We start from the raw sequence: 16,055 nt of genomic DNA on the forward strand, positions 1-16,055 counted from the left end.
TTTCATCGTCGGGTTCGCGCCGTGGGCGCGAACCGCTCCTCGAAAAACATGGGTGAAAAAGGCCGGACGCGCCGTCGGCGCGTCCGGAGAATCGCCTCGCTGCACGGACGGCGAAGCCGTGAGCGCGCAGCGTTCGGCGACTGTCCTCAAGCGTAACAGTGACTGTGACAACTGTGTCCATGCGAGGCCAATGGACAAGCGTTACCGAACCAAGACTGCGGGACAGAACGACTCCGCTGTGACCTCACGAGCAGTTGAGTGTTCCCGTTTCAGTGAAACTATATTCTTCTGTCATACACAATCCATTTTTTTAAATATCCACACTCCATTCTATAGCCATGAACTCAGCGTCGGCACGGGAACGCGTCTACAAAATCTTCGCCGAGAGCGACCCCGACGTCGAGGAAAAAGTCAACCGGGCACTCGCGGTTGGAACAGACTATTTTGACATCCCGATTGGCTTCTTTACGCGCTTTATCGACGATGACCAACGCATTGTCTGTGCGGTCGGCGAGCATCCGCTGATCCAGCCCGGTGAATCCTGTCCGCTCGAACAGTCCTACTGTCGCCACGCCGTCGATGCCGACGGTGTGCTTGCGGTACAGGACGCCAGTGTCTCGTCAATTTCCGATAGCGCTATTAATACGTTCAATCTGGGCACGTACATCGGGATGCAGGTTGTCGTCGACGACGATATCTACGGCACAATCTGCTTCGCTGCCGAAGACGAGCGCGACGAACCGTTTTCAGAGAGCCAAGAGATATTTCTCGAACTACTGGCCACGTTGATCGGGACGGCGCTCGAACGCCAACAGTACGAGCGCGAGATTGAGGCCCGCAACGAGCGACTCCGCGAGCAGAAACAACGCTTCGAGGGTATCGCCGAGAACAGCTCTGACATCATCTTCCGTGTCGACACCGACGCGCAGTTCACCTACGTCTCCGCGGCCGTCGAGCGTATTCTGGGCTACGAACCGGAGACGATGGTCGGCCAGCAGTTTTACGACTACCTCTGTGAATCTGGCATCGAAACGGCTGACCCTGCCTACGAGCGCCTGCTGACCGGCACACCAGTCGAAGGGCTAGTACTGGACTTTCTCGACGTAAATGACCAGGCAGTGACCCTCGAAATCAACGCCACGCCGGTCACCGACGACGGCGAGGTGGTCGGCGTCCAGGGTGTCGGCCGTGACGTGACCGAACGCCAGGCCCAGCAGCGGGAACTCCGCATCAAGAACCGGGCAATGGACGACGCGACGATGGGTATCACCATCGTCGACCCCCACCAGCCGAACGACCCGATGATCTACATCAACGACGGCTTCGAGCGCCTCACCGGCTACAGCGAGGCCGAAGCGCTCGGGCGAAACTGTCGGTTTCTCCAGGGCGAGGGGACTGACCCCGAGGCAGTCGCGCGGTTCCGCGAGGCAATCGAGGCTGGCGAGTCGACGACGGTCGAACTGCTCAACTACCGGAAGAACGGAACGCCGTTCTGGAACCGCGTCCAGATCAACCCCGTTTTCGACGAGAGCGAACTCACCCAGTATCTCGGCTTCCAGACTGACGTGACCGAGCGCCGCCGTACCGAGCAACTCATCCAACTGCTCAACCGGGTGCTGCGGCACAACCTCCGCAACGGGATGTCGGTCGTCGGTGGCTCTGCGGCGACGCTTCCGGACGCGGACCGGGATCAGCTTCGAGAAACAAGCGACCGCCTCGCCCGGGTCTCCGACGAACTCACGGGGCTGAGCGAGCAAGCCCGTGACCTCGAAGCGACCGCTCGTACTGAACGGAGCCCCGAACGCCTCGACGTCGACGGACTGCTCGACTCACTCGCTGACTCAGCCCGTCATCGCTGGCCAGACGCCGACGTCTCGGTGACTGTCGAGACTGACGCCGACGCCTGTGCTGGGCCCGAACTCGAACGCGCGCTGTCGGAACTGCTCGAAAACGCCGTCAAACACAATCCAAGCCCGTCGCCGACCGTCGAGATTACCACGACCCGCGAGGCCGAGTGGCTCGAAATCACCGTCCGTGACGACGGCCCCGGAATCGACGACATGGAGCGGGCGGCCATCAACACAGGCACTGAAACGGGACTCGAACACGGTTCCGGTCTCGGTCTCTGGCTGGTCAACTGGATTGTTACCCGCTACGGCGGGTCGTTCCGACTCCCAGAGAACGACAGCGATGACACCACTGCACTCGTTCGCGTGCCAGCCATCACTGACGACCAGTCAGTCTCAGACGTCGAACGCGGACCGACTGTGCTGTTTCGGTGACTGTCGCGGAGCATCCGCGCCGAAGGCGCGGTTCGCTCGCCGCGAGCGATGCGAGGTCGAACGAAGTGAGACCTCGGAAGCGAACGGCGAAGCCGTGAGCAGCGAGCGGCGAGGAGTTTTTCACCCATGTTTTTCGAGGAGAGGTGCGCGCCGACAGCGCGCACCCGACGATGAAAAAGATGGTGGCGTTAGCCAAAAATCCCGCCGAAGACGCCGTCGCTGTCCTCGTCTTCGTCTTCATCCTTGTCTTCCTCCTCGTCGAGGAACCACTGGCTATCGAAGACGCGTTCGAGGTCCGTGCTGTCTGCGCCCTCGAAGAAGACTCCTTCGAGTGACGCCGCGAGTTGGCGGTAGGCGTCGGCTGGGTCGCTCTCGGCCGCGTTCTGGAGTAGCGGCTCCTCCTCTGTCGCGTCGATATCGACCGGAATCACACCCAGCAGTGGCACGTCGAACTTGTCGGCAATCTCCTGGACGTAGGTATCCCGGGTGACGCGAGTAATCAGCGCGCCGATGACTGTGCCGTCGACACGCTCGGCCAGGTCGGCCGTCTTGATGGTGTCGTTGACCGCCACGTCGTCAGGTGTCGTCACGAGCAAAACGCCATCCGCAAGACCAAGCGGGACCGTCGTTTCGTGGCTCAGTCCTGCGCCCGTGTCGACGAGCACGACGTCGAAGGTGTTTTTGAGCGTGTTGATGACCTTCCGGAGTTTCGCCGGGTCGGCCTCGGCGAAGGCTTCGAGACTTTGCTCGCCCGGGATGACGGTCATCCCCATCTGTGCGTCGTTGAGCGCTGCGCTGACCGTCTCTTCGCCGGCGAGGACCTCGTGAATGCTCGTCTCGTAGTCGAGTCCGAGCATGTTGCCGAGGTTCGCCATGCCGAGGTCGGCGTCGACGACGACGGTATCGTAGCCGTTCTCTTCGAGCGCTGCCGCGATATTGATCGCTGTGGTGGTCTTTCCAACGCCTCCTTTCCCACCGGCAATCGTACAGACGTACCCCGCCATTCTTTGATTATATAACACCTGTACTCGCCACGATATAAAGCCATTCCTCTGTTGTCTCTCATCTGTCAGACACTCGCCTCGAACTGGCAGGTCAACAGGTACTTACACCAGACCGGCCAAATACAGCCAATGAGCGAGTCCGAGCACGAGCAGACGGACAAACAAAAATACGAGTTCCAGAAGGTAATCGAGGAGTTGAAAGATTACCGTGGCTCCGGGACGCAGTTGGTTACCATCTACATTCCTCCGGAGCGTCTCATTAGCGATGTCGTTGCCCACGTCACGCAGGAACACTCCGAAGCGAGCAACATCAAGTCCAAAGAAACTCGAACGAACGTCCAGGACGCCCTGAAAAGCATCAAAGACCGGCTGAAATACTACGACGTGAGGCCGCCCGAAAACGGGATGGTTATTTTCTCCGGAGCCGTCGACGACGGTGGCGGCCAGACGAAAATGATTACCCGCGTCCTCGAAAGCCCACCCCAGCCAATCGAGTCGTTCCGCTATCACTGCGACGCAGAGTTTCTGACTGAACCGCTCGCGGAGATGATGGGCGACAAGGGTCTCTTTGGCCTCGTCGTCCTCGACCGCCGAGAGGCCAACGTCGGTTGGCTCCGTGGTAAACGCGTCGAACCAGTCAAGTCTGCCACCTCACTCGTCCCGGGCAAGCAGCGAAAAGGTGGGCAGTCCGCCCAGCGATTCGCCCGTCTGCGACTCGAAGCCATCGACAACTTCTATCAGGAGGTTGCCGGGATGGCAAACGACCTGTTCGTCGACCAGCGCCACGAGCTCGATGGCATCCTCGTCGGCGGTCCCTCACCGACCAAAGACGAGTTCCTCGACGGCGATTATCTGCACCACGAACTGCAGGATATGGTGCTCGGGAAGTTCGACGTTTCATACACCGACGAATCCGGACTGTACGACCTCGTCGACGCCGCAGACGAGGTGCTGGCCGAACACGAAGTGCTCGAAGACAAGCAGACGATGGAGCAGTTCTTCGAGCAACTCCACGACGGCAACAAGGCCACCTACGGGTTCGGTGCGACCCGAGAGAACCTGATGATGGGGGCTGTCGAGACGCTGCTCATCAGCGAAGACCTGCGGAAAGATGTTGTTGCCTACGAGTGTCCCAACGGCCACGACGAGTACGAGTTCCTCGACCAGAACGAATCGACGCCCGACCACGAGTGTTCGCGCTGCGGCGAAGAAATCGAGAGTGACGACGGGGAGCGCGAGGACGCCATCGACCACCTCATCGAACTGGCCGAGCAGCGCGGCAGCGAGACGATGTTCATCTCGACAGACTTCGAGAAAGGCGAGCAGTTGCTGACAGCATTCGGTGGTGTTGCCGGTTTGTTGCGCTATTCGACTGGCGTGTAAGGACAGATTCTCGCCGAGAAACACGGCATATAGACTCAAGACAGCCGTGCGCGTAGTGACAGCTATGCAACTCACAACTCGCTCTCGATTCGGGTTGGCCGCGCTGTTTGCGGTGCTCGCTGGCGCCGTCGGCGCGCTGGCCGCCCCCGACCTGCCGGCCGAACTGGTGACCAACTGGGACGCGAGCGGTGAGTCAAACGGCACGCTCGCGAAGGTGCCTGCGTTGGTCTTGCTGCCCGCGGTGACCCTCGGAGTGGTCGGTCTCCTTGCTGTCCTTCCGCGACTGGACCCACTCGGTGAGAACATCGAGTCCTTCCGTACCCAGTACGACTGGTTCGCCGTCGTCTTGGCGGCTTACCTGTCCGCCGTCCACCTCGCGGTCATTGCGTTCAACCTCGGCTACGAGTTCGAGTTCACGCTGGTGGTCCTCGCCGGGATGGCCGCGCTGTTTTACTACATCGGCATCGTGCTCGACCACGCCGAACGAAACTGGTTTATCGGTATCCGGACCCCGTGGACGCTCAGTAGCGACGAGGTCTGGGACCGGACACACGACCTCGGCGCGACGCTGTTCAAACTCACTGCAGTCGTCTCTGCCGCCGCGCTCTTCTTTGGTGACATCGCGATTTTCGTTATCCTCGGCGCCACGATTACCACCGCGATTATCACCACCGTCTACTCCTACTACTGTTATCGCCAACTCGACGAGGACAGCGACGTTGCGGCCCCGAGTTGATCGGCTGGATTCAAACGTCTGTTTGACTCTCCATCGACTGTTTATATGTGACGCGTCATCTACCGAACATGACCGAACTCACGAGACGAGCAGCACTCGTCGGTGCAGCAGGCGCCGGTGCCGTCGCTCTCGCTGGCTGTGTCAGCAACGATGACCCAGATTCCGAAGCTGCGGATAACCCGACAGATGACGATACAAACACTGAGTCGAGCACAGACGAACTGTCACTGACAGCGTCCGTCGAACGCGTTGGGAGTAGTTGCGCGATGTCCGACTCCGGCGAGGCAACGGTCTTTCTCGACGATGACGAGTTCGTCATCTCCGGAGAACTCCCCGCACCAACTCCCTGCTACGACCCCGAACTGACCGCACACTCGTTCGCTGACGGCACGCTGTCGGTGACAGTCGATGTTGTTGCTCAGTCAGACGAGGCGTGCGCTGACTGTCGCGGTAGCGTCTACTACGAAGCCAGACTCTCGGGACGGAGTCCTGACGATGTCGAGCAAGTGTCTGTCAGCCACGCCAACGGGCAGAGCTACGAGGTGCCTGCGGCAGATATTGACCAGGGGCCGCCGGCTGTCCGCGGGGCAACACTCACGGAGACCACGAGTGAGTCCCGAGGGTCGGGTGACAGGGGCCGTGCCGAAGTCACACTTCCCGAGAGTGAGACTGGTGCGGTCACCATCGACGGTGCAATTCCGACTGAACACCCGCACTATGAGGCGGTCATGAAAGAAGCAACCGTCCACGGCACAACGCTTCGCGTGGCAGTTGGGGTCGAGTCGACACGAGAAGAGGGCACGATGGGGACGATGCCGCTCGGAATCGTCGAGTACACTGCCAGCGTCGATGTTGAACATCCGGACGGACTGGACTCGGTCACCGTCGAGCACCCGAACGGTAGTTACGGGAGTTCCTGGGCGAGCAGTAGTGCAACCGCGGAGGGCGCTTCGGGCAGTCGCGCTGGTGACTCGACTGAATCTGACGGTAGTAGTTGAGTCCCTACGCTTCTTGGTCGAGATATTCGGCAACGATTGTGTCACCGCTCGAGGCACCGATACGCTCGGCACCTGCGTCGAGTAACTCCTCGGCAAACTCCCACGAGCCAACGCCGCCGCTGGCTTTGACCGACCCGTACTCGGCCAGTAACTCGACGTCTTCGACCGTTGCGCCGCCGTTGGCAAAGCCTGTTGCTGTTTTCAGAAATGCGGCATTCCCGTCGATGGCGGCCTGACAGAGGTCCCGAAGTTCGGCCTCGGAAAACAGCGACGTTTCGAGAATCACTTTCACTGGAATGGGAACTGCCGCAACAACCTCTTCGACCTCTGCCTGGATAGCCGCGACATTCTCTTGCGCTCGGCCGAGATTGGGCACGAGGTCGAGTTCGCTCGCGCCGTCCTGCCACGCACTGGTCGCTTCAGCACACTTCGTTTCGGTCGTGTGCTGGCCGTGCGGAAAGCCGACGACGGTGCTGACCTGGATGTCGGGAGCGTACTCCGTCGCCTCGGCAACGTAACACGGGGGGAGACAGGCTCGCAACCCGTATTCCTCGGCGGCGTCGAGGACGGCCTCGACATCGTCCCACGCTGTTGTCGGGCCGAGCACGGTATGTTCGATGCGTCCGGGGATATCGTCCATATTGCTGTTCGACGGCCTCAGCGGTTAAAAATACTGTTCGTGACCGGAACTGTTTTGAGTGGGGCGATATCACACTCGCGGTATGGCTGCGCCATTCAGCGGGTTTGTCGTTCCGGGGCCGATCCAGTCGGCGGCGCTTCTGATCGGAACGGTGACGATTGGAGTGTTGTTGTACGCACTCCGCCCGCCGTTCACACAGCGGATTGTTCTGTCATTCATTCCGTGGATTATCAGCGGAAGTATCCTGCACGTCTTCTGGCAACTTGGAGACATTCTCGGGCGGCAACTGTACCCGCCGGCAATCGAACCATTATTTTCGGCTCCTGCTGTCTATCTAACGACGTTCATCGCAGTGGGGCTGATCTGGGCTCTCGCGTCAATTATTGTCCCGAGTCGTGACCGGAGCAACAGGATTGCGACCTATCTCCTCGCGACCGGTCTCGGTGTCGTGATCCCGCTGACCGGATTGCTCCTCTGGCAGGGTCTCGACGAAGCAATCGCGCCGATGGAGCCCATCTGGCCAGTGCTTGCTCTTATCCTCTCGCTTGTGGTCACGTTCGTTGTCTACATCGCGATTGGCGCGTGGCGAACCTACGTCATCGCGCAGGTCCGATATGTCGGTGCCTTTGTCCTCTTTGCACACATCTTCGACGGCATCACCACAGCAATCGGTGTCGACGTGCTTGGTGGCGGCGAACGCTCGGCACTGCCAGCGATGATTCTTGACTTTTCTGCCCGCCTGCCCGTTGCCGACACTATCGGCGTGGGCTGGCTGTTCGTCCTCGTGAAAATCATCCTCGCCTCGGCTATTATCATCCTCTTCGCAGATTACGTCGACGACGAACCTGCACAGGCGAATCTCCTCCTGACACTCATTGCTGTGTTCGGACTCGGGCCGGCGACAAACAACTTCTTCCTGTTTTTGCTCTCCCCCTAACCGTCGCTTCGCTGTTTTTACTACCGCGGCCCCCGACCACAGCGTATGGCGAAACAGCCACACCTTCTCGTCGAAGCCGGCGACCTGACAGATATCGCGCTCGTTCCGGGCGACCCGGGTCGAGTCGACCGCATCGCCGACCACTGTGACGACCACACTGTCGTCGCAAGCAACCGCGAGTACAAACTCGTCAACGCCACCTACGAGGGTCGCGAACTGACACTCTGTTCGACAGGGATTGGCTCACCCTCGGCAGCCATCGCTGCCGAAGAACTGTCGGCGGTGGGTGTCGAGACAGTGCTGCGGGTTGGAACCACCGGCGCACTCCAGTCCGACATCGAGATTGGCGACATGATTGTCGCCACCGGCGCGGCCAAAGACGAGGGGACGACCAAACGCTACGAGTCAGCGACTGTTCCTGCTGTCCCCGACTACGAGGTGCTTTCGACGCTGACCGAAACCGCAAACGAGCACGACGCCCCGGTCCACGTTGGGCCGATTGCCACTGACGACGCCTTTTATGCCGAGACTGACGAGTACGTCAACTCCTGGGAGGACGCAGGACTCCTCGCTGTCGAGATGGAGGCGGCCGCGCTGTTCACCATCGCTCGTCGCAAGGGCATGCGCGCTGGCGCAATTTGTACCGTCGACGGCAATCTCGTCGAGGGGACACAGAAAGGGGAGACCGAGGACGAGGAACTCCCGGAGAAAGCCAAAGACAACGTTGCACGCGCTATCGAGATCTCGCTGGAAACCGCGACCAGACTCTGAGACAGGCCGGTCGTCGCGGCAGAAACGAACCCCCTTGCTACAAATGCGCTCGGACCGACCCTCCGCGTATGGCAGACGACCTCGCAGTTTTGCAGTGTGAACCAGACACACTGCGGCAGGCAATCGGGACTGCTGCCCTCGCCGTGGAGGGCCACGACCCACGCACCGAGATGTTCGTCCGGATTCGCCCCGAGTACATCGATACACCCGCCAACGCTGTCGACGCGCCGTTGGGCTCATACTGTACATTCGACGCGTCGCTGTTCGAGGAGTTGACGGTCTTCGAGCCAACCGCCGCATTGCTCCCGGTCGGGCCCGCGCTGGACTGGCTGACGTATTTCGCCGACGACGAGTCACTGACAGTTTCTGTGCTCGGTGAGGCTGGTGCGGAGTACGCGAGTGCGTTTCAGTTCGCAAGCGAGCGCCGAACGGCGACACTGGACTGCATTGACCCGACAACAGTGCTCGACGCGGTCGAAATTACGCTCCCCGACCGTTTCGATGATGGACAGTTCCTCGACGAAGACCGGCAACCGGTCCCGACGACAGCGGAGACCAGTGCCGCAGAACTCGAGCGACTCGTCGCCGCGACCGACCGCTGTCAGGTCGATTCGTATCCGTTGTCGCTCGCTGACGAACTTGGGTTCGAGGTGGGCGGCGAACACTCGACAGCGACGGGTACGCTCGCCGGGACGGTTGAGGGGCCCGCCGTCTCTCATCAGTTCGGTCCCGGACTCGCTCGGATCGTGCAGGCTATCGAGGGGCAGGTCACTCTCCAGACCGGCCCGGACCAGCCCCTTGCAGTGCGGTGCACCGACCCCGGCGTCACCTACCGGTACGTCCTTACGCCGGAGGAATGACGCGAGGAACGGAAGTTTTACACTCGGTTCGGTCGGGCCTACGTGTATGGACGAGACAGTGCTGTTGGTCGGTGGCGGCGGCCGTGAGCACGCCGTCGGCCGCGCTTTGGCCGACAGTGACGCCACGCTCTACGCCTGTGCAGGGAACCGAAACCCAGGTATCGCCCGACTCGCCGAGGGGTTCGAGACGCTGGACACGACGAACCCGACGGCTGTCCGGAGTTACGCCGAAGACGTCGACGCGACGATTGCGGTTATCGGCCCGGAGGCACCGCTCCAGGCGGGCGTCGCCGACGCCCTCGACGACGCCGGTGTCTACGCCTTCGGTCCACAGGAAGCCCAAGCCCGCATCGAGACGGACAAGGCCTTCCAGCGGCGGTTCATGCAGGAACACGATATCCCGGGCTGTCCGGACTTCGAGACGTTCGAGGATATGGACGCTGCCTGTGCGTACATCGACGAGTACGACGGTGACCTGGTCGTCAAACCTGCGGGACTGACCGGCGGCAAAGGCGTCCGTGTCATGGGCGAGCAGGTGACTGCCGAGGAAGCAAAAGAGTACATCCGCACCTCCGAGTACGAGCGGATCGTTCTCGAAGAACGCCTCATTGGTGAGGAGTTCACCATTCAGGCCTTCGTCGCCAACGGCCAACTCCGAGTGACGCCAGCCGTGCAGGACCACAAACGTGCCTACGAAGGAGACGAAGGCCCAAACACCGGGGGAATGGGCGCCTACAGCGACGCCTCGCTCGAACTCCCATTCATGTCTGAAGCGGAGTACAGCGAGGCAGTCGATGTACTCCGGGCAACAGTTAATTCCCTCGAAGGTTACAAGGGAATTCTCTACGGGCAGTTCATGCTGACCACCGATGGTATCAAAGTTGTCGAGTTCAACGCCCGCTTCGGTGACCCGGAAGCGATGAACACGCTACCGGTACTCAACACCGACCTGCTCGACGTACTGGTCGCCGCCCGGGAGGACGAATCGCTTCCGAAACTGTCCTTCTCACCGCGGGCAACGGTCTGTAAGTATGCCGTTCCGGACGGCTATCCGACCGACCCCAAAGCCGGTGCGAAGGTAACTATCGACGACAACGATGTCGCACAAGTTGCCGACGAACACGGCAACGGCGACGCATTGCTCTACTACGCAAGCGTCGACGAGCGCGACGACGGTATCTATACGACCACCTCGCGGTCGTTCGCCGTCGTTGGCGTTGCCGAGACGATCACCGACGCCGAAGCGATTGCTGACGCCGCCATCCGGGAGGCCGGCGAAGAGGGCCTCCGCGTCCGCCACGACATCGGCAAGCCTGACATCGTCCAGCAGCGCATCGACCACATGGCTGAGCTTCGCGGCGAGTAACGCGAGCGGTTTTTTGGGTTTTCTGCTCGTGGCTAGTGCCAACTGTATCGCGCTGCTGTCGAAACAATTATGAAACTGTGTGTTGTTTACTCCATCAGAGGGCAACAAAACCCTTAGATTGGTATGAAAAAGCAACCACAGGATAACGACACCGGGGAGGAACCAGAGTACCAGGCAGTCGAGGCTGGCGACGGCGAGTTTGTCATCTACGACCGCTCGAAAAAGACAGCGTGGATTCAGTCGAACCACACAGTCGACGTACAGCAGTGAGCGAGGTGTTCGTGAACCCACTCACCAAGCGCACCGCTGACTAGCTCGGAGAATACGGAGACAAAATCAGATTAGTTCGCTTCCTGCGGCGCCGCCATCTTCCGAGTCACGTAGCCCGCAATTCGGTTTCGAACCCCCTTGGACTCGATGTTCGTAAGCTCCATCACGACTTCTTTGTTGTGCTCGAAATCCGGTCCGAACGCGTCCGGATACTGCTCCATCAGCGTCCGGCCTGTCTTCTTGACGTAGGCAGGTTTGATAGCCATCGTTGTCGGTCATAGCGCGGTCGGACTTTAATATCATTCGACTTCGTCGTACTCACTCTGGCGAGGCTTCGACAGCGTCGTCCGGTGCTCGGACGCGAATTGCCTCGGCGATGGAGTCTGGCAGTGAGATAGTTTCGTCATCCTCCAACCGCAGCGTGAGCATCCCGATCGGTGCCACTTCTTCGATGGTGACGGTCGTTCCCGGCGTGACGCCCGCGTCCTGCAGATAATCGAGTTCCTCGGGGTCGCGGTCACGAACCCGGGTGACCACCAGTTGCTCTCCTTCCTCGTGGTTGCTGAGGCGTCGGTCTGCGTCTTCGACGACAGGTTCGAGCGCGTCGTTGGGAATTGGGTCGCCGTGTGGGTCGACTTCGGGGTCGTCGAGTAACTCCGCAACGCGCTGCTCGAACTCCTCGCTGATGTGGTGTTCGAGCGTATCCGCTTCTTCGTGGACTGTTGCCCAGTCGTAGCCCAACTGCTCGGCGAGGTAGGTTTCGAGCAGGCGGTGGTGACGGATAACTTCGAGCGCGACTGTCTCCCCTTCTCGGGTTAGCGCGACCCCCTTGTACTTCTCGCGTTCGACGAGTTCGCGCTCTTCGAGTTTCTCCATCATACTCGTCGCTGTCGGCGGGGTCACGTCGAGCAGCTCGGCGATACTCGATGTCGAAACGGGCTCGCCCTCCCGTTGCGTAATCTCGTAGATCGCCTTCAGATAGTCCTCCATCTTCGCGCTCAGCATACTCCGAGCTAACAGAGGTTTCCGTATAAGGATGCCGACTATTCACGATTACTCGCCCGAACGCTCCCGTGAACGGGCCGCTCGCAGTTCCTTCTGGATCGCCTCTCGTTTGATGAGTACGAACCCACAACAGATCAGCCCGAACCCTGCTGCGGTGATAACTGTTGGGCGCTCGCCGAGAAAGACCAGTCCGGTCACCGCTGCCGCGAACGGCGCGGCATAGGAGACGAGGTTGATTTCGATTGGACCGAGTCGGTCGAGCAGATCGAAGTAAATCAGGAAGCCAGCGGCGCTGGCCACGAAACTGAGATAACCAAGGGCAATCAGTCCCTCGCTCGTCCACGTCACGCTCCCCATCGACTCGCCAAGTCCGAGACTAATCCCGTGCATCAGGACTGCTCCGAGCAGCATCGACCACGCCTCCATCGTCTCGATGGGCAGGTCGTCATCGACGCGTCGCGTCAGCACGCTGCCGAAGGCAAAGGATAGTGCGGCCAGAAAGACCAGCGCCAGCGAGACCGTTCGTGTCGCCAGCAGGTTTCCCGGGTCGGGATTACTCAGTACGACGACGCCAACGAAGCCGATGGCCAACCCGAGCAACCCGAGCGGTCGGAGTCGTTCGTCTGGCAACAGCACCCGGGCGAATCCGGTCGTCAACACCGGCGACAGACTCACGACGACTGCTGCCGCTGCGCTCGTGGTGCCCTGCTCGCCAATAAAGAGGAAAACGTGGTAGGCGGCAATCAGGAAGACACCGCCGATGACGACGACAGTCCATTCTGCGCGGTCGACCGGTCGCCAGCGCTCGACGGCGTAGAGAGCGTAGCCAAGCATCACCACGGCCGCGATGTCGTATCGTAACGCGGCAAAGAGCACTGGCGGGAAAAACTCTAGGCCGGCCCGAATCGCCGTGAACGAACTGCCCCAGACTGTTGCGAGCACGACGAACAAGGCGGCGTTTCTGTACTTCACGCGTTGTTCGAACTCGCTGCCGAGCCCAAATCAATGGGACGATTCGGTCCTGCTCTGATTCTTTTTTATACATTATTTTGTGTCACTTCCGAGAACAGAATACTACTCGCCTGCTGATACCCGTGATTTCTGGTCGAAGGCCGACCGACTGGCTCGTTTACCGAGACCGACACCTGTCTCTGTGTAGACCTGTCTGTGTGGTTGGATAATTGATATATAGGCGAGCGTGAAACTCTCAGCTACTGGTGTGTAAAAAGATACCATGATGATCCACAAGCGATGTACCGTCTGTCACGAAGACATCGGCGACAACGGGGTCGAACAGTGCAAAAACTGTGGACTGGCCGTCCACTCGGAGTGTGCAGAGTTCGTCAAGAGTTTTGATTGTTCGCAGTGTGCCGAGGAGTTGGCCATCGGCGCTGTCGAATTCTAATCACTTCGCAGGGCGTTAGTCGACAATCTCGGCGAAGCCAAACCGCGGCTTGACATCGTCGACGACGACGGTGTACGTCTCGCCAGCCTCGCCGCCGGGCACGAACAGCGTGAACCCCTCGACCTGTGCGATGCCGTCGCCCTCGTCGCCGGTGTCAGTAATCTCGACTTCGAGTTCGTCGCCCACTCGAACTGGTGCAGTCAGGTAATTCTTCGCGACCAGATACAGCTCTGAAGAGGCGTCTCGGGAGGCGTCGGGGCGGACCTGCCGGACGTACTCGAACTCCTCGGCAATCTCGTCTTCGAGGTCGGTCAGGTCCCGGCCGTCGAACACCTTCACCGCCAGGTCACCGCCAGAGGTGAGCAGTTCGTCGGCCACGTCGAAGGCCTGTCGGGCGAGGTGGACCGACCGCGCGTGGTCGAGGTCGTACTCTCCGCTCATATTCGGTGCCATATCCGAGATGACAACGTCGACCGGTCGGTCGTCACCGCCGACGACGCTGCAAATCTCGTCACGTGTCCAGTCCTCGGTAATGTCGCCGCGGATATACTCGACGTTGGATTCGGGGTCGTCGAGGTCGGAGATGTTCTGTCGGTCGACGCCGATGACGGTTCCGTTCGGGCCAACCTCCTCGGCGGCGACCTGCATCCAGCCACCCGGGGCCGCACCGAGGTCGACGACAGTGTTGCCGTCGCCAAGCAGTCCCGCCGTTTCGTCGAGTTGCTGGAGTTTGTACGCCGAGCGGGCGCGATAGCCCTGCTGTTTGGCCTTGTTGTAGTACATGTCCTTATCTGTCATATATACTAATTCGTCTCACAGGTGTATCATTGTAGCGGACGACGACTATCAGACATCTATCTTGGATACGGTGACGTACAGATAGCAGAACAGGTCGAACAGATTGCAGAGGATAGTGATTTGGTAGAGATTGATTGGAATGGTGATGATTCTAAGTGCGTACAGATCAAAACAAACTAACTACTTTTAACTTGGATTGCGTACCCACCTATTTCAGACAATGGTTCACCCGTACTTCCACTTCTCCATATATCGATCTGGTATTTTCTGCCACGTGTGTATATGATGTTGCCGTCGATCTGATCCAATTCTCTTTCAAACCTCTGTCTGATTGTTTCGCTTGGATTACGCTGTGCTGTATTGACCAGATACTCCTCTCCATTTTCGATGTCTTTTTTCTTTTCAACGTTGACGCTTCTATCAAACTGTTCTTGTAATCTGGATTTCATATTATCCATAGACGCAGGTTCGGACTGGTCACTTATATCTGTTCTTTGGACATCTTAAATAGGGTCTGATAAAATAGAGTTATTCCAATGTGAACGTGGTAGTTTCTCTGTTGGATACTTCGCCACTGATATTATCGCGGATTATTATCTCAGCCTGATATTCTCCTGCACCCCATCCTGTCGTATCAAATTGCAAACCGTGTTCAAATACGGTATATCCATTTCTTCCAAATATTTGTTGATCTTCAAACGTACGGCTACCAACTCTTTCACCTGTTTCCGTGTTGTATACTCTGCACTGCTCAAAAACATTTAATTCCTGATTTTGCATAATATATTCGTAAACAAATCCTATTTTGATTATCTCACCTGATTGGGCAGATGATAGAGTATTAACCAACTCTCCATCGTACTGTTCATCAGTTTCAACTAAACTGACATTTTGAATTTGTGGCGCGTATGAATCAGGCTCTATGGTAAATTGCCATTGTGCGTTATAATCTGCAAATCTGACCTGCAGTGTTCCAATACTTTCTCTTTCTGCCGTCACCTGATTTGATGTCCATTCTCTTGTCTCACCAGCAGGTATCTCTAATGGTTCGTCTTCTGATCCATCTTCTGACTGTTGTTCTGTCTCTTCTTGCCATTCATCTGTACTTGGGACCGAATATTCTAACGGTGGGTCAAAAGTGCCAGCCTGTCCACCGACATTTCTAACTGTTGCAACTAATTCTATAGTATCTCCAACCGTGTATGTCCCAGATCCACTTGTACTGACTATCTCAAATTCTGCTGGTTCTGGATCTTCATTTTCTTGTTCATTATCACTATTTTGTTGGTCCTGATTATCTGACTGATCTTGGTCCTCACTATCAGATTCATCTTGATTGTTTTGATTGGTATCACTACTATTGTCATCACTACCGTCATCATCTCCACTATCATCACTACTGCTACATCCTGCAATAGATCCAATCGCACCTAATCCAATGACAGATATCAGTTGTCGACGTGATAGTCTCTGATCCATATAGATTGTATATCAATGACGATGTAAAAATGCCACTACGGTTCTCTTTGATTCGCTACTTGTGTTGATTACTGAATAGGACCGCAGGCTGTAAATCAGATAGTAAGCATAACAAAACGGC

General features: G+C 58.3%; 18 protein-coding genes. 10 read left to right on the forward strand and 8 right to left on the reverse strand.

Annotation, left to right across the window (positions count from 1 at the left end):
• Nucleotides 1-338: 338 nt before the first annotated feature.
• Nucleotides 339-2,282, forward strand: a complete 1,944-nt coding sequence (locus ACMGFM_RS11740; RefSeq protein WP_436902812.1) for a PAS domain S-box protein — start codon at nucleotides 339-341, stop codon at nucleotides 2,280-2,282.
• 188 nt (nucleotides 2,283-2,470) lie between these two features.
• On the opposite strand, the gene ACMGFM_RS11745 is transcribed toward ACMGFM_RS11740, so the two are convergent.
• Nucleotides 2,471-3,286: a MinD/ParA family ATP-binding protein gene (locus tag ACMGFM_RS11745; protein ID WP_436902813.1), complete on the reverse strand. Its 816-nt coding sequence runs from the start codon at nucleotides 3,284-3,286 to the stop codon at nucleotides 2,471-2,473.
• Nucleotides 3,287-3,415: 129 nt separating this feature from the next.
• On the opposite strand from ACMGFM_RS11745, the gene prf1 reads away from it, so the two are divergent.
• The 3 genes from prf1 (at nucleotide 3,416) to ACMGFM_RS11760 (ending at nucleotide 6,403) form a co-directional block, all read left to right on the forward strand.
• The gene (prf1, locus tag ACMGFM_RS11750) at nucleotides 3,416-4,669 is read left to right on the forward strand and encodes a peptide chain release factor aRF-1 (protein WP_436902814.1); all 1,254 of its coding nucleotides are present in this window, start codon (nucleotides 3,416-3,418) and stop codon (nucleotides 4,667-4,669) included.
• A gap of 64 nt (nucleotides 4,670-4,733) precedes the next feature.
• Nucleotides 4,734-5,405, forward strand: coding sequence for an SdpI family protein (locus ACMGFM_RS11755; RefSeq protein ID WP_436902815.1), 672 nt, complete (start codon nucleotides 4,734-4,736; stop codon nucleotides 5,403-5,405).
• Between the two features lie 68 nt (nucleotides 5,406-5,473).
• Nucleotides 5,474-6,403, forward strand: a complete 930-nt coding sequence (locus tag ACMGFM_RS11760; protein ID WP_436902816.1) for a hypothetical protein — start codon at nucleotides 5,474-5,476, stop codon at nucleotides 6,401-6,403.
• A 4-nt stretch (nucleotides 6,404-6,407) separates the two neighbouring features.
• Here ACMGFM_RS11760 and deoC read toward each other — a convergent pair whose 3' ends face one another.
• A complete protein-coding gene (gene deoC, locus ACMGFM_RS11765; RefSeq protein WP_436902817.1) occupies nucleotides 6,408-7,043 on the reverse strand; it encodes a deoxyribose-phosphate aldolase in 636 nt (211 codons plus the stop codon).
• Nucleotides 7,044-7,125: 82 nt separating this feature from the next.
• On the opposite strand from deoC, the gene ACMGFM_RS11770 reads away from it, so the two are divergent.
• The 5 genes from ACMGFM_RS11770 to ACMGFM_RS11790 all read left to right on the forward strand — a co-directional run bounded on the left by ACMGFM_RS11770 (nucleotide 7,126) and on the right by ACMGFM_RS11790 (nucleotide 11,247).
• Nucleotides 7,126-7,980 carry a DUF63 family protein gene (locus tag ACMGFM_RS11770; protein WP_436902818.1) on the forward strand — a complete coding sequence of 285 codons (855 nt, stop codon included), beginning with the start codon at nucleotides 7,126-7,128 and terminating at the stop codon, nucleotides 7,978-7,980.
• Between the two features lie 45 nt (nucleotides 7,981-8,025).
• On the forward strand, nucleotides 8,026-8,751 hold the full coding sequence (locus ACMGFM_RS11775; protein WP_436902819.1) for a guanosine phosphorylase: 726 nt from the start codon (nucleotides 8,026-8,028) through the stop codon (nucleotides 8,749-8,751).
• A gap of 68 nt (nucleotides 8,752-8,819) precedes the next feature.
• Nucleotides 8,820-9,611 (forward strand): hypothetical protein, encoded by a 792-nt coding sequence (locus ACMGFM_RS11780; RefSeq protein WP_436902820.1) that lies wholly within the window; start codon nucleotides 8,820-8,822, stop codon nucleotides 9,609-9,611.
• Between the two features lie 46 nt (nucleotides 9,612-9,657).
• Complete coding sequence (purD, locus tag ACMGFM_RS11785) at nucleotides 9,658-10,977, forward strand: phosphoribosylamine--glycine ligase (RefSeq protein WP_436902821.1); 1,320 nt, start codon at nucleotides 9,658-9,660, stop codon at nucleotides 10,975-10,977.
• 123 nt (nucleotides 10,978-11,100) lie between these two features.
• On the forward strand, nucleotides 11,101-11,247 hold the full coding sequence (locus tag ACMGFM_RS11790) for a DUF7331 family protein (protein WP_436902822.1): 147 nt from the start codon (nucleotides 11,101-11,103) through the stop codon (nucleotides 11,245-11,247).
• 71 nt (nucleotides 11,248-11,318) lie between these two features.
• On the opposite strand, the gene ACMGFM_RS11795 is transcribed toward ACMGFM_RS11790, so the two are convergent.
• The 3 genes from ACMGFM_RS11795 to ACMGFM_RS11805 are packed head-to-tail and all read right to left on the reverse strand — an operon-like array spanning nucleotide 11,319 to nucleotide 13,224.
• Nucleotides 11,319-11,513: a 30S ribosomal protein S17e gene (locus ACMGFM_RS11795; RefSeq protein ID WP_159762732.1), complete on the reverse strand. Its 195-nt coding sequence runs from the start codon at nucleotides 11,511-11,513 to the stop codon at nucleotides 11,319-11,321.
• Nucleotides 11,514-11,565: 52 nt separating this feature from the next.
• Entirely contained in the window at nucleotides 11,566-12,252 is a 687-nt protein-coding gene (locus ACMGFM_RS11800) for a metal-dependent transcriptional regulator (protein WP_436902823.1), read from the reverse strand.
• A gap of 48 nt (nucleotides 12,253-12,300) precedes the next feature.
• A complete protein-coding gene (locus ACMGFM_RS11805) occupies nucleotides 12,301-13,224 on the reverse strand; it encodes a DMT family transporter (protein WP_436902824.1) in 924 nt (307 codons plus the stop codon).
• 265 nt (nucleotides 13,225-13,489) lie between these two features.
• Here ACMGFM_RS11805 and ACMGFM_RS11810 point away from each other — a divergent pair, with 265 nt between their 5' ends.
• The gene (locus ACMGFM_RS11810) at nucleotides 13,490-13,657 is read left to right on the forward strand and encodes a hypothetical protein (RefSeq protein WP_436902825.1); all 168 of its coding nucleotides are present in this window, start codon (nucleotides 13,490-13,492) and stop codon (nucleotides 13,655-13,657) included.
• A gap of 15 nt (nucleotides 13,658-13,672) precedes the next feature.
• On the opposite strand, the gene ACMGFM_RS11815 is transcribed toward ACMGFM_RS11810, so the two are convergent.
• The 3 genes from ACMGFM_RS11815 to ACMGFM_RS11825 all read right to left on the reverse strand — a co-directional run bounded on the left by ACMGFM_RS11815 (nucleotide 13,673) and on the right by ACMGFM_RS11825 (nucleotide 15,934).
• Nucleotides 13,673-14,455: an RlmE family RNA methyltransferase gene (locus tag ACMGFM_RS11815; protein WP_436902826.1), complete on the reverse strand. Its 783-nt coding sequence runs from the start codon at nucleotides 14,453-14,455 to the stop codon at nucleotides 13,673-13,675.
• Nucleotides 14,456-14,631: 176 nt separating this feature from the next.
• A complete protein-coding gene (locus ACMGFM_RS11820; protein ID WP_436902827.1) occupies nucleotides 14,632-14,913 on the reverse strand; it encodes a hypothetical protein in 282 nt (93 codons plus the stop codon).
• A gap of 70 nt (nucleotides 14,914-14,983) precedes the next feature.
• Entirely contained in the window at nucleotides 14,984-15,934 is a 951-nt protein-coding gene (locus ACMGFM_RS11825) for a hypothetical protein (protein WP_436902828.1), read from the reverse strand.
• Between the last annotated feature and the right edge of the window lie 121 nt (nucleotides 15,935-16,055).

The sequence above is a fragment of the Halovenus halobia genome, from assembly GCF_051414135.1.
In the GTDB taxonomy this organism is placed as follows: domain Archaea; phylum Halobacteriota; class Halobacteria; order Halobacteriales; family Haloarculaceae; genus Halovenus; species Halovenus halobia.

Excerpts from the sequence above, each read along its gene's own strand:
- ACMGFM_RS11740 (WP_436902812.1), top strand. The coding sequence starts at position 339 with ATGAACTCAGCGTCGGCACGGGAACGCGTCTACAAAATCTTCGCCGAG.
- ACMGFM_RS11745 (WP_436902813.1), bottom strand. The coding sequence starts at position 3,286 with ATGGCGGGGTACGTCTGTACGATTGCCGGTGGGAAAGGAGGCGTTGGA.
- prf1 (WP_436902814.1), top strand. The coding sequence starts at position 3,416 with ATGAGCGAGTCCGAGCACGAGCAGACGGACAAACAAAAATACGAGTTC.
- ACMGFM_RS11755 (WP_436902815.1), top strand. The coding sequence starts at position 4,734 with ATGCAACTCACAACTCGCTCTCGATTCGGGTTGGCCGCGCTGTTTGCG.
- ACMGFM_RS11760 (WP_436902816.1), top strand. The coding sequence starts at position 5,474 with ATGACCGAACTCACGAGACGAGCAGCACTCGTCGGTGCAGCAGGCGCC.
- deoC (WP_436902817.1), bottom strand. The coding sequence starts at position 7,043 with ATGGACGATATCCCCGGACGCATCGAACATACCGTGCTCGGCCCGACA.
- ACMGFM_RS11770 (WP_436902818.1), top strand. The coding sequence starts at position 7,126 with ATGGCTGCGCCATTCAGCGGGTTTGTCGTTCCGGGGCCGATCCAGTCG.
- ACMGFM_RS11775 (WP_436902819.1), top strand. The coding sequence starts at position 8,026 with ATGGCGAAACAGCCACACCTTCTCGTCGAAGCCGGCGACCTGACAGAT.
- ACMGFM_RS11780 (WP_436902820.1), top strand. The coding sequence starts at position 8,820 with ATGGCAGACGACCTCGCAGTTTTGCAGTGTGAACCAGACACACTGCGG.
- purD (WP_436902821.1), top strand. The coding sequence starts at position 9,658 with ATGGACGAGACAGTGCTGTTGGTCGGTGGCGGCGGCCGTGAGCACGCC.
- ACMGFM_RS11790 (WP_436902822.1), top strand. The coding sequence starts at position 11,101 with ATGAAAAAGCAACCACAGGATAACGACACCGGGGAGGAACCAGAGTAC.
- ACMGFM_RS11795 (WP_159762732.1), bottom strand. The coding sequence starts at position 11,513 with ATGGCTATCAAACCTGCCTACGTCAAGAAGACAGGCCGGACGCTGATG.
- ACMGFM_RS11800 (WP_436902823.1), bottom strand. The coding sequence starts at position 12,252 with ATGCTGAGCGCGAAGATGGAGGACTATCTGAAGGCGATCTACGAGATT.
- ACMGFM_RS11810 (WP_436902825.1), top strand. The coding sequence starts at position 13,490 with ATGATCCACAAGCGATGTACCGTCTGTCACGAAGACATCGGCGACAAC.
- ACMGFM_RS11815 (WP_436902826.1), bottom strand. The coding sequence starts at position 14,455 with ATGACAGATAAGGACATGTACTACAACAAGGCCAAACAGCAGGGCTAT.
- ACMGFM_RS11820 (WP_436902827.1), bottom strand. The coding sequence starts at position 14,913 with ATGGATAATATGAAATCCAGATTACAAGAACAGTTTGATAGAAGCGTC.
- ACMGFM_RS11825 (WP_436902828.1), bottom strand. The coding sequence starts at position 15,934 with ATGGATCAGAGACTATCACGTCGACAACTGATATCTGTCATTGGATTA.